A 12,408-nucleotide genomic window follows, 5' to 3' on the forward strand; every position below is an offset into this window, starting at 1 on the left:
CAAAGTACAAGTATTGCTATTTTTTACTATTGCATAAATACAATTAATTTCAATAATAAGTCAATTCCATCTTAACCAATTTTAGAAAATCGTTCAGATTTTTTGCCTCTTGAATATCAATTGTTTATTCTATATTGTTATAAATATTTTTGCTGAACTGTTTGAATAGTCTGTTCCAGTTTTCTGTCAGCAGTAGGATCTCCAACAGCATTGAACTTCCATTCTCCATTTCGCTTATAAAAGACACCCATTACCATAGCAACATGCCCGCTAAAAGATTTGTCGTTCCCAATATCATATTTGGCAAAAACTTCTTTTACATTCGTAGGTGTTCCCTCGTAGATACGGATCGAAGCAAAAGGAATGGTTCCGAAGTCCTGCCCCCTGTAGCTATTAAGCACCAAAGCAACATGCTCAACACTAGTATCCAATTGATTGAAATCCACCATAATCACTTCATTATCAAGTCCATCATCACCATCTACATCACCAGTTAAATCATCTCCGCTGTGTCTTACTGAACCATTTCTAGATTTCAGGTTTCCAAAGTAAATAACTTCAGTCGGATTTTTATTTGAATCATATAAGATACAGCTCGCATCTAAGTCTACTGCCTCTTTTTTAGTTCCAAAGAAGAAGCTTTTTTTCTCGATCGCCCCCCAGTTTATTCCAACACAAGCTTGGGTAAGGGTCGTTCCGTTTTCCTTTGTCAGGTTAATTCTTTGACCTTTTTGTAAGTTAATAGCCATCTTTATATTTTAGTTATTTTTTTAATAGCAAAATTGCTAAACTGCTGAATTGCAAAATCGCTTTCTATTCTACCTTATTTTGATGGTAGTGGTTTTTAATTATTTTATGAATGTTAAGTTGCTAAATTGTTAAATCGCAAATTTGCAGAATCGTTACAATGAAATACTCCCTTTTATAATTAGCAGTATTTAAACGATTTTACAGTTTACCAAATTCGCAATTCCGCCTTTTCGCCCTTATCAATTATTCAAATTCAAATTAAGCATCGCCCGAAGAATATTGGTTTCTTCGTTGACGTCAAATATTTTACTCATGATATCAACACTTTCTAAATTTCGCAGATAGTCCTTTAAAACAGACTCCACATCTTCCGGTAAGCTTCGCTTTCTTTCACCAATACTTTCTTCCAGTTCTTCATTCTTCTTTTTCAACTGATTCATGATTAAAACCTGATTGGATTCATTTCCCGATGTATCCAAAGAAGCAAGTTCTTCACGAATCAGATATAATCTCTTTTCTTCAACATTAAAAATAAAATGCTCATCAGACTGAAAAAATCTGAACAGTTCATATTCGTTCTTATCAATAAGATACCCGCATATGAAACGAACTTTAAAATTCTGAATATTAAGTTTACCCAAAAGCTTTCTTTCGATTGAATAGTCCTGATACTGATAAGACGGCGCCTGTGGTAATTTCAGCTTTGACTCATCAGCTTCGGTTCTGTAAAATTCTGTTGCATATCGCTTATGAAAATACAAAACATCATTCCAGTTTAATCTGGATTGATCTTCTGTAAGATCCTTGTACAGGTTTCTTAAATGCTGGGAAAATATACCACTGTAGATTTTCCGGTCTGTTTCAAAATGATCAATCTTCTTTTCTTCAAAAGACGAAATGTATTGATTGTTGATATTAATCTCATTAATAATAGCCAGCAAATCGTTTTCCTTTTTCTTTTTAATTTTGGTCAACAATTCTATCAGGCTGTCCGTATATTGCAGGTGGAATAACTCAAGCTTCTGATAATCCAGTGTCTTGTTTTCGTTAAATAAGTTATGTATAATATCTGTTTTGATGTAAATGGATATTATATCAACATTTTCAAAGAAATTTGAAAGAAGTTTAAGTCTTGTTAATCTTCTTTTACTTTGAGACATTATGATTACTGCTTCATCATCCACTGGTATATTCTGTTATTAACCTCTAATATTTGCTTTCAATTCACTTTCCAACGTCTGAAGATCCTGATCCAGTTTTCTTCTGTTTTCCGCTCCCTGTTTCTGGATCTGTTTAACTTCATTCAACGTGTTAATAAGCATTGACGTCGTTTCTTTCAATGTTTCAGCAGATACGATGGTTTGCTCATTGGCCTTCGCCACATTTCTTGAGTTCTGTCCAAGACGTTCAGCATTCTTTCTCAAAATCTCTTCTGTTGTAGAAGATACTTTCTGCTGAATTTCTATATTTTGTTGCTGTCTGTGCATCGCCACTGCCAGTGAAAGCTGATTTTTCCACACCGGTAAAGTCGTGGTAAGAATAGTCTGCGCTTTCTCTGCAATTGAAACGTTATTATTCTGTACCAATCTGATTTGTGGAAGAGACTGCATTATAATCAAACGAACCACTTTAAGATCTGCCATTCTGCGGTCTAATCTTGCAATAAAATCTCTTTTATCAGCAATCTGATAATCGGCATAATTCTCAACATTTGCTTCCATTTCAGCAAGCTCTTCAGAAGCTCTTTGCATTCTCAGATTTCCTGCAATCACAAGATCTTCAATCTGCTTGATAGAGTTTACATTACTGTCAAAAATTGTTTGTAATACAGCATTATCTTTTGTAGAAGTGATAATTCCTGCATTCACTTTATAAGAGATTTGGTCAATATTGTTGACAATCTTATCGTATTTGGTAAATAGATTTTCTACCTGCGTCATCATTTTCTTCATGAATGGAAGCCTGCTCAAAAAGCCTTTGACTTTATTTCCATTCAATTCATCTACATCTACATAGTTAAGTTCGATCAATAAATTATTAATCAGCTCACCTACTTCTCCTGAATTTGATCTTCTGACATTTCCTAAAAAGCTATCACTCTGGTTGGCTAATGTTTTTTGAAGTTCAGATCCATAATTAACAATAGAGCCGGGATTGGTCTCATCAATAGAATTTGCCATCATTTCATATTTCTGGCGCTCTTCTCCTGCTAATTTTTCTAAATTCACGTTTCCATCTCTATCGACTAAACCGGGATTGGGATTGGGGATTGGTTGAATATCTGACATAATTATTATTGATAAATTGATACAAACTTCTCAAGTCCCTCTCTTTGCCCATTTCCTACTGCCTCAAACTTCCATTCTCCGTTTCTGTTATAAATTCTTCCGAATTCAACAGCCGTTTCAATAGAGAAATCTTCATCCAGTTCATATTTTAAAAGCTCTTCATTCGTATCCGAATTAAAAATTCTGATAAAAGAATTTCTTACCTGTCCAAAATTTTGTTTTCTTGATTCAGCTTCATGAATTGTAACAACAACGATAATTTCTTTTACAGCAGGATCAATTTTCGTTAAATCAATTTTAACCTGCTCATCATCGCCATCGCCATCACCTGTTAGGTTATCACCTGTATGAAGTACTGCTTTATCAGGAGACTCAAGGTTGTTATAAAAAACAAAATGATTGTCTGAAACCAATTTTTTGTTTTCTCCTAATAAAAATAAAGAAGCATCTAAATCAAAAGCTGCTCCTGTAGAAGTGTTATTAGTATCCCATCCTAAACCTACAGTAAATTTTGGTGCATTTATATTTTCTCTTTGTCCTTTTTGCAAATTAATAGCCATAATATAATTCTGTTTGTGTTAAAGTGTTTATGTTATATTTCCGTATTCTTTTATATTAAATAATAATTGCTGATTGTCAATTCCAGCTGATCACCCATATGTTCTCTTTTAGTATAGACGTAAGATATTCAAAATTACTTGAACTCAGGATGAAATTTTATTAGGGTAAGCCAAAGATCAAAGGAAAAATGATGATAGCTATGGATGTCGATATCTGTTTTCAAAATGATGCTCATTAAGTTTTATATAAAGCTTTTCTTGAAAACGATCAATTACATGGATTCATGTTTTCATCATTAGCTTTTATCAATATTTTTCAATTCCACCCAAAGATAATTTTTTTAAAATTAATGCCTCTTTTTTTATAACTTTTTAAGATTTCAGTCTTTAACTTTTAACTAAAAAAACATATTTATTTTGAAAGATGTTTCATCAATTTTGCATTTTACAATTAACCCAAAAACAGAAAGACAAACTTTTAATAAGTTTGTCAATGTAATATTTCAATTATGATCTCGAAATTATTGAAATGCTTGTTTAGTCAGAATATTTAAAATAACGTGACTTCGGATTAAAGATCTTTGAATCTTACTACGGTCATTTCGAATAGGCTTTTGTTCTGAACTACGTTTGCAGACTTTCAGTCTGTATTTCGAAAATATTCGATCTGACCACTCCCTCTCTTATCCGAATTCAGGTTAAAAAATAGCCTCACCTTTCAGGCATTACTTTATAGGTAGGGTCATCCTGGATGCTCACATCAATGACTGCTTCTGCATTTTTCAGGATCTTTCTACAGTCTTCACTTAAATGGCGCAAATGCAATGTTTTATTGTATTGGTGATAGCGCTTAGAGAGTTTATCTAACGCGTCAACGGCACTCATATCAACAACCCTGCTCTCCTTAAAATCTACGATTACCTTATCCGGATCGTTGGCCGGATCAAACTTATCTGCAAATGCAGTGACAGAGCCAAAAAATAAAGGCCCAAATATTTCATAATATTTGACCCCGTTGTCATCAATATATTTTATCGCCCTGATTCTCTTTGCGTTATCCCATGCAAAAACCAAAGCAGAAATCACTACGCCAACTAAAACAGCCAAAGCAAGATTGTGTAATACAATCGTTATTAAAGCCACCGTTATCCCAACAAATATGTCAGACTTAGGCATTTTATTGACAATCCTAATGGAAACCCATTGAAAAGTACTTATGGCAACCATCATCATTACCCCCACAAGAGCAGCCATTGGTATCTTCTCAATAAAGGGAGCTCCAAATAAAATAATACCCAGAATCGTAATGGATGCAATAATGCCTGATAATCGGGCTCTGGAGCCGGCATTGAGATTAACTAAAGTTTGTGCCACCATGGCACAGCCTCCCATCCCTCCAAAAAAACCATTGGTCATATTAGCAATTCCCTGGGCTATGGATTCCCGGTTCGCATTCCCTTTGGAATTGGTAATTTCATCAACCATAGATAGGGTAAGTAAAGACTCTATTAATCCTACACCCGACATGATCAAAGCATATGGAAAAATAATATTTAGTGTTTCTAATGAAAAGGGAACTTTCGGAATATGAAATTGAGGCAGATTTCCACTGATATGTCCTATATCCCCCACGGTCTTGGTATGAATACCTAATCCAAAAACCAGAGCAAATACAATGATGATAGCAATTAAAGAAGCAGGAACCGCTTTGGTAATCTTTGGAAAAAAATAAACAATACCAATAGTTAGAGCTGTGAGTCCGGCCATATTATATAAAGAAGCACCCTGCAGCCAGCTTACCACTCCATTACTATCTGTCATTTTAAATTGTTCAACCTGAGCCATAAAAATAATAACCGCCAAACCATTTAGAAATCCATACATAACAGGTTGAGGAATTAAACGGACAAATTTCCCCAGCTTAAAAACACCTACCAAGATCTGGAAAATTCCGGCAAGAGCTACTGCTGCAAACAAATATTCCACTCCATGAGATTTGGCCAAAGCAATCAACACTACCACTGTTGCACCGGCACCACCGGAAACCATTCCTGGGCGTCCACCAAAAACAGCCGTAATCAGCCCCATAAGAAAGGCAGCATATAGTCCTGTGAGGGGCGATAAACCTGCCAGGATAGCGAATGAAAGAGATTCTGGAATCATCGTCATGGCTACGGTAAACCCTGCTAACAGTTCATTCTTATAATTTATTTTTTTAGAGAAACTAAAAATATTTGTATAGGTATCCATAATTCTGAGCAAAGGTAAATACTTGAAATATTACAACTAATCATCAAATTTTCAAAATTGCATAAACGAATAAGCATTATTCATAATAATTCACAAATAAAGTTATATTATTAAAAACACAAAGGATTAAAACCTTAATTTTTCCGTAAAAAACATTTTTTAACAATATTTTTCGATTTATCTTTTGGTTCGATTTCTATTTTTTCTATATTTGGGAGCTAATAGGTTGATTATTTCTTATATATCTTTAATTTGTAAATAATATTTGAGCAAATTGACCTAAATGTTAAAAAATTAATCAACCATATTCAATAATATAAAGAAAAATTACATGAAAAAGCTTTAGGTGATATATTATTTCTACTTATAGATATATACAATCTGAAATACATCACATACTAAATAAAGACTACATAACTGACCGAGTTATCGATAAAGCTGTAATGAACAATTACTTTGCAAAGTTTTTCAAACTCTAAGTTTTGCTATTCTAATGCCTATTTCAAAATATATCAAACAGGAGAACATAATCTTTCTTAATGCCCCCATTATTAATATTAAAATTTTTATTTAGTAAATGTTATACAAAGATATACATATAGGACAATTCATTAAAGAGCGTGTTGAAGATAAAGAAATTACCATCGAAAGGATTTGTAATTTTTTAAATAAAGACGAAGAGTTTGTTGAAAAGGTTTATGTCAGCAAATCAATAGACACTGAGGTTTTACTGCGTTTTAGTAAATTACTGGAATATGACTTTTTCAGACTATACAGTTCCCACCTTATTTTATATGCACCTCCAGCTGCAGTTAATAAAAACACTGAGAAATCAGAGAAAATTCCTTATTTCCGAAAAAATATCTACACTCAGGAAATCAAAGAATTTATTATCAAACGAATTCAATCTGGAGAAATGAGCCTGGGTGAAGTCATCAAAGAATATTCTATTCCTAAAAGTACGCTTCACCGCTGGATGCAAAAAATTGATACACCTAATAAATAGAATATAATGCGACCTAATTACAGTAAAATTTATCAGGACATGCTCCAACTGGAGTACCCTGATAAGCTGAAGGAGCCAAAGATTAAAGAATTACTCAAAAAACTTAATACCACTGAGGATGTACTTAACCTTAATGAAAGACTTTTTGAGCAATCCAGAGAAAGGGCTCAAAACAATCAGAAGCTAAAGACTTATGATAAAAAAACAATGCTTAAGCTGTTACAGTACCAGAAAAAGCATGGGTTTTCTACTAGCTATATGTCTAAAACATACAAAATAAGCAGAACCACAATTGCTAAGTGGAGAAAAAACTTCGAGGAGGAAATCAACTAATACAAAGCCGATAAATGATTTATCGGCTATTTTAATGCTTTAACTTAAAATATCTATAATTCACTTCGTATAAAGGAATCACAGGTTAAGCATCTTTTCAGAAATGCTTCTTATTTTTGTATTCCATTACAGGTAGCCCGACCTATCTTTATCCTCATTAACTTTAAATAAAAGCATCATGATCAAAGGATTATATGAAACACATATTCAGGTAAGCAATTTAGAAAAGTCTATCCAGTTTTATACTGAAGTGCTGGATCTGAAACTCGCTCACTTAGATGAAACCAGACCTATTGCCTTTTTATGGATTGGAGATGGTAAAGGTTTTATGCTCGGATTATGGGAACAAAAAGAGAATATACAGCCCAGACACTTTGCTTTTTCCTGTGAACAGGAGGATATTTTAAATTATTCAGAAGAGTATTTAAAAAGCAGAAATTTAAAACCATACAATTTTTTAAAAGATGGAATGAGCCAACCCATGGTTTTTGCCTGGATGCCTGCTTTAGCTATATACTTTAATGATCCCGACGGCAACCAACTGGAATTCATTTCTATTCTGGAAGGAAAATCAAAACCTGAGCTAGGGGTCATATCTTATGAAGAGTGGATTAGCAAACAACACGAGAATTAATTTAGCCACGAATTCACGAATGATTTTATGAGTAATCTATTAACTGTTGGGCTTTTTTGTTAATTTGTTCCGAAGGCATATTATCTTTAGTGAAAAAGTTTCCAATTTATTCTTGCATTCATTGCTAAAACAAAAAAAGAAGCGATCTCACTTTTGAGACAACTCCTTATTTTTTATAGAATATATCTTCAATATTTACTGTAGTCTTGACCGGATTCGAAACCGTATTCCCTATTGGCATTACGGCTATAAATACGCTTCCCTATTTTCCCTTACAATTTCGATGCATCTGTAAACTCTACCCATTAGTCCGCGTGGATTTAACCGGAATATCCGTAAACTCCACGTTCAGAAATTTTAACGCAGGCTTTTCCTTTTAAGCTACAAGACTTTTTTAATAAACCGGCTTCGTTTTTAATGAAGCCAGTCTTTATAATAAAAGCTATTGGTTTTATCTTGCAAAAATTTCTTTCAGCTGAGAAACAATACTACTGTTTCCGGAAACCGTAATATCTCCGATTTTATCTGCAATCTTCTCCATATATTCCATTTCCTTCAACTTCCATAATACTTCGTTTTCTTCCATCAGTTTTGCAGTATTCAGTAAACTTCTGGTAGAAGCTGTTTCTTCACGGCGCATAATGCTGTTGGCCTGAGCTTTTTTCTCAGCAATTAAAACCTGATTCATAATCTCCTTCATTTCACCGGTGAGAATGACATCCCTGATTCCTGCATCTGTAGCTCTCAACCCAAGGTCATCAGCTTTGTTACCCAGATTATCCAGAATTTCTTTTCCTACACTATCTTTTTTCAATAGCAACTCATCCAGCGTCAAAGCCCCTACAAATTCACGCAAAGCCAATTGCATTAGGATATATAATTGCTTATCATATTCTTTATTGTCCATCAATGCTTTCATAATATCTTCCACCTGATAGCGTACATAGAAATTGATGCGAAGCATCGCCTTGTCTTTTGTTAAAAGTTCCTGGCCTGCAATTTCCATTTGTTGCATACGGGTATCAATGCTTTTAACTTCAACAGAGTCTTCATTCACCCAGAAGTAATACGTTCCTGCTTCAAGAATTTTTGCCATCTTTCCATCGATAATCAACAATCCTTTAGACTGATTGGTAATCACAAATTTTCTGACAAGATTTTTCAACTTTGCATTTTCCAAAATCGTTTTAGAAATTTTTTCTGTAATCTCAACTTTCGTCAAATCAATTCTTTGAAATGATCTATTCATCACGCCTTTCCAAGCAGCATATTGCCCTACATGCAACACTTCTTTAAAGATCCCATTTTCATATACCAACACAAGCTCGCCATCTTTCACTTCAATAAGATCCAGCATAGCATTCAGTTCTTCATTCTTTAATAAAAGAAATAAATCATCATTCACTTGTAATAGGGTCTTCATTTCATAAATTTCTACAGCCTTACGACCCAAAATCCAACGATTCCCTTCTTTTAAAATTTCAATCAGATTCCTGTTTTTAAAAACCAGACCTACCTGATAGGCTTTAATTTGTACATTTCTAAACATCATATTATATTTTTAAGGTTATTCAATTATAAAAAGGGAAAAACTGAGTGTTTCTCTTCCAAAAAACAGCGGAAACAAAGTATTTCAGAAAAAAAATCCAATTCAGAATAAGTATTTTAACTCACTTTCTAAACATTCAGGTTTTTAGCATATTCTCCCGTCATCATTCACGCAAAAACTCTATTCTTTTTAGAATATATGGCTAATCCTCATTATTCATTCACTGCATTTTTATTTCAGAAAATATCTTTCTTACAGGCTTTTTCAAAATGTTGACTGAACAACTGAAAAAACTCAGATTTTTCCATAAGGAATGTTTTTTAAAGAGAAACATTAACTCTGTCAAAATAGATTTTGAGTCTATTTAACCTACGTTAAAAGTGTAGTGCTCTAACCAACTGAGCTATCTCATTCGAAGTGAGAGTGGGAATCGAACCCTCGCAAAAATGCTATTACTCTAACCGAACTGAGTTATATTCCCAAAAGAAATAGAAGGATTCGAACCTTCGACCCATAGCACATGGTAGAAATTTTTTGGAAAACTCCTCAAACCTTCAAGTCAAGCTGAACAGAATACAATCATGTTTCTCAACAAATTATTCTGCAATGGTGCTATACTGAAACACTCAACAAGACTTCCCTGATATTTTGATTAAAGTTTGTTTTTCGAAACTTTAATATCGTTTCATTTTGATAATGCAAAGGAATTACTCAAGTACGTAACCTATCTGCGTAATAAAATTTTTTGATGATTTTTAAAATTTTCCAATAAATTCATCATATTATCCCTGCCTACCGGATTCATTGAATGACTATAAAACTCCGGTAAATTCATCTGATGGTCCATGCAATATTCAATCAACCATTTGGCACAATCACATCCGGTTTTCTCAGCAAATTCTGAAATATCAACATCGAAATAATGTATATCAGCCAGATCATGATCAAAAGAGATCATATCAGGAAGGCCATCTTCTAAGATTCTCTTAACAAACTCTTGGTAATTCCTAACAATATACCAGTCTTCACGAAGGAATATTTCCTGATTTGTATAGTCATAAACTTCACTTGGAAATCTGATATCATCGAGAAACAAAAGCTTTATCATTTTCATAAAGTAGATATTAAAACATTATATTAAACCATCATATCAGCGCAATTGGAACTCGCAAAAGCATACGGTTTAGCTTTGAATACATAGCCCATTCCTAAAATATAGCCCATCGCATCCTTTAAGGCGACATTGGATTTAAAATCAGGATCAGTATTGATATCTGCGTGTACCTCCATTTCCACTCCATACGTATCCAAAACAGAACAGATAGCATAAGCAATTTCCACAGACTTATTTACCTCATTGAGCATCCGTTCCTTAATGCTGATAGTTTGTATTTCCTTTTGTTTTCTAATAAAGGTAAACGCTCCTTTTCCCTCGCGAATAATTACTACTGCTGTAGCATAGCTGATGATACCTCCATAGACATGAGAATCTGATCCCACACAAACTTTCAGTCGGTACCCATTAGCTTGTTCACGGATGATGGCTTCTTCTATCAACTGTATGATAGGTCTGTGGAAAAATTTTCCAGTCATATTTTGCCATATTTCTTGTTGCGTTTCCATTTTTTACATTTTTAAATTCTATATTTTTTTATAATTGATAACTATAATTGATGAGTAATCAGTCATGTTTGGCTTTTTGTTTTGAAATAGCCTTTCTTTTTTGGAGTCAGAAAAAGCTTGTCTGAATTTTTTTGTTTGATATAAGAACTTCTACGCTCGACAAACTTTTGCTTTTCTCCGGAACTAATCTCATCTTAGTTATTTGAGATGGTTATGGGATTTGAACCCACTCAGCTTACGCAACGGTTTTGCAGACCGCCCCGACTCTCCCACTTCGGCGAACCATCAGATTTTGTTAAATGATTATTAACAATTGACCTGGAATTTATCTAGTCTTTTTTACATGAACTCAATTGTCTGGAAAGCAAGATTCGAACTTGCAACCTCCCGCGTCCAAGGCGGGTAAACAACCATCGTTATCTTTCCAGTTTTAAGGCTCAGTTTCCAATTTCTTTTCCGAGAGACAGTCGGAGCCAAAATCTTCCATGAACCTTTTGCCGCCTATGTGAGAATCGAACTCACAGTTCCCAACAAATGCCGGACAGGTTAACCATTACCTCAATAGACTTTTTTGCGGAGAGCAAAAGAATTGAATCTTTACTACTGTCGTAAAACTTTTTAGCAGTAAGCCTCAACAAACCAATATTTACCTGCTCTCCTTTTGTAATCCCAGAAGGAATTGAACCTTCAACCCCCGGTTTAAAAGACCGGTGCTCTAACCAATTGAGCTATGAGATTATTTTTGGGGGTATCTTCGGGGATCGAACCCTGTTCTCCGGTGCCACAAACCGACGCTTTACCAAATAAGCTAAAGAAACCATAAAAAAAGCACCTCTTTTTGGGAGGTGCTGTTGTATATATTAAACGTACTGAATCATTAGCTGATCCATGTATATAAGCACCTTTTATTTATCAATTCACTATTAAGAAGACACGCGCATTTTTTCGGCTCCTGTCCTTGTAATCTTGAATGCGGATTAAATATGTAATGTATTTGCTTCATTATATTTTCGTTTTTAAAGACTCTTAAAATTCTGAAAACTTGTTGTTTTCAATTTTCGATTGCAAAGTAACTATGATTTTTTTAAACTCACAAATAAACACAAGATATAATTAACTGAAAATCAATTATTTAAACCAAATAAAAAGAAATAGAAATTCCTGTCCGCAAAATCTTGCAGATACTTAATTGACCTAAATGACTGTCTCTCATCGGTTTGCTTATCACACTATTTTATGGTATTAAAATTTCATCGTTAATTAAAAAATTTCATTTTTATACTTATTTTTTCCATTCTAAATAATTTTCACCTTAAAAACACAAAAAACGCCTCGATAGTCGAGGCGTTTTTGCAGTATGTTGATTAAATATTTTACAAGTTTATAGTAAATAATTAACAAAGTCAGCATATTTC

Annotated in this window: 11 protein-coding genes and 4 tRNA genes; 3 read left to right on the forward strand and 12 right to left on the reverse strand. The window is 33.8% G+C overall.

Going from position 1 to position 12,408, the window contains the following annotated elements; translation table 11 throughout:
• Nucleotides 1-137: 137 nt before the first annotated feature.
• The 5 genes from CJF12_RS10290 to CJF12_RS10315 all read right to left on the reverse strand — a co-directional run bounded on the left by CJF12_RS10290 (nt 138) and on the right by CJF12_RS10315 (nt 5,848).
• Nucleotides 138-749 carry a TerD family protein gene (locus CJF12_RS10290; RefSeq protein ID WP_034682195.1) on the reverse strand — a complete coding sequence of 204 codons (612 nt, stop codon included), beginning with the start codon at nt 747-749 and terminating at the stop codon, nt 138-140.
• A gap of 240 nt (nt 750-989) precedes the next feature.
• Nucleotides 990-1,910: a hypothetical protein gene (locus CJF12_RS10295; protein WP_131329499.1), complete on the reverse strand. Its 921-nt coding sequence runs from the start codon at nt 1,908-1,910 to the stop codon at nt 990-992.
• Between the two features lie 39 nt (nt 1,911-1,949).
• Nucleotides 1,950-3,038, reverse strand: coding sequence for a toxic anion resistance protein (locus CJF12_RS10300; protein ID WP_051887194.1), 1,089 nt, complete (start codon nt 3,036-3,038; stop codon nt 1,950-1,952).
• 5 nt (nt 3,039-3,043) lie between these two features.
• Nucleotides 3,044-3,598, reverse strand: a complete 555-nt coding sequence (locus CJF12_RS10305; RefSeq protein WP_034682199.1) for a TerD family protein — start codon at nt 3,596-3,598, stop codon at nt 3,044-3,046.
• 711 nt (nt 3,599-4,309) lie between these two features.
• On the reverse strand, nt 4,310-5,848 hold the full coding sequence (locus CJF12_RS10315; protein ID WP_034682202.1) for a SulP family inorganic anion transporter: 1,539 nt from the start codon (nt 5,846-5,848) through the stop codon (nt 4,310-4,312).
• A gap of 577 nt (nt 5,849-6,425) precedes the next feature.
• Between CJF12_RS10315 and CJF12_RS10320 the strand changes: the two genes are divergently transcribed.
• From CJF12_RS10320 to CJF12_RS10330, 3 genes are all read left to right on the forward strand, one after another.
• On the forward strand, nt 6,426-6,854 hold the full coding sequence (locus CJF12_RS10320) for a transposase (RefSeq protein WP_034682204.1): 429 nt from the start codon (nt 6,426-6,428) through the stop codon (nt 6,852-6,854).
• Nucleotides 6,855-6,860: 6 nt separating this feature from the next.
• On the forward strand, nt 6,861-7,187 hold the full coding sequence (locus CJF12_RS10325) for a hypothetical protein (RefSeq protein ID WP_034682206.1): 327 nt from the start codon (nt 6,861-6,863) through the stop codon (nt 7,185-7,187).
• Nucleotides 7,188-7,365: 178 nt separating this feature from the next.
• Nucleotides 7,366-7,821, forward strand: coding sequence for a VOC family protein (locus CJF12_RS10330; RefSeq protein WP_034682208.1), 456 nt, complete (start codon nt 7,366-7,368; stop codon nt 7,819-7,821).
• 451 nt (nt 7,822-8,272) lie between these two features.
• On the opposite strand, the gene CJF12_RS10335 is transcribed toward CJF12_RS10330, so the two are convergent.
• The 7 genes from CJF12_RS10335 to CJF12_RS10355 form a co-directional block, all read right to left on the reverse strand.
• Nucleotides 8,273-9,373, reverse strand: coding sequence for a slipin family protein (locus CJF12_RS10335; protein ID WP_228379060.1), 1,101 nt, complete (start codon nt 9,371-9,373; stop codon nt 8,273-8,275).
• Nucleotides 9,374-10,094: 721 nt separating this feature from the next.
• The gene (locus CJF12_RS10340; protein WP_051887195.1) at nt 10,095-10,484 is read right to left on the reverse strand and encodes a cyclic-phosphate processing receiver domain-containing protein; all 390 of its coding nucleotides are present in this window, start codon (nt 10,482-10,484) and stop codon (nt 10,095-10,097) included.
• Between the two features lie 23 nt (nt 10,485-10,507).
• Complete coding sequence (locus CJF12_RS10345) at nt 10,508-10,993, reverse strand: ribonuclease H-like YkuK family protein (RefSeq protein ID WP_034682211.1); 486 nt, start codon at nt 10,991-10,993, stop codon at nt 10,508-10,510.
• Between the two features lie 205 nt (nt 10,994-11,198).
• A tRNA-Cys gene (locus tag CJF12_RS19920) sits at nt 11,199-11,280 on the reverse strand.
• 69 nt (nt 11,281-11,349) lie between these two features.
• Nucleotides 11,350-11,421 (reverse strand) — tRNA-Pro (locus tag CJF12_RS19925).
• A gap of 236 nt (nt 11,422-11,657) precedes the next feature.
• Nucleotides 11,658-11,731: transfer RNA gene (locus CJF12_RS10350), tRNA-Lys, on the reverse strand.
• A 5-nt stretch (nt 11,732-11,736) separates the two neighbouring features.
• A tRNA-His gene (locus CJF12_RS10355) sits at nt 11,737-11,812 on the reverse strand.
• Nucleotides 11,813-12,408: the final 596 nt, after the last annotated feature.

The organism is Chryseobacterium piperi (genome assembly GCF_002285635.2).
Lineage (GTDB): Bacteria > Bacteroidota > Bacteroidia > Flavobacteriales > Weeksellaceae > Chryseobacterium > Chryseobacterium piperi.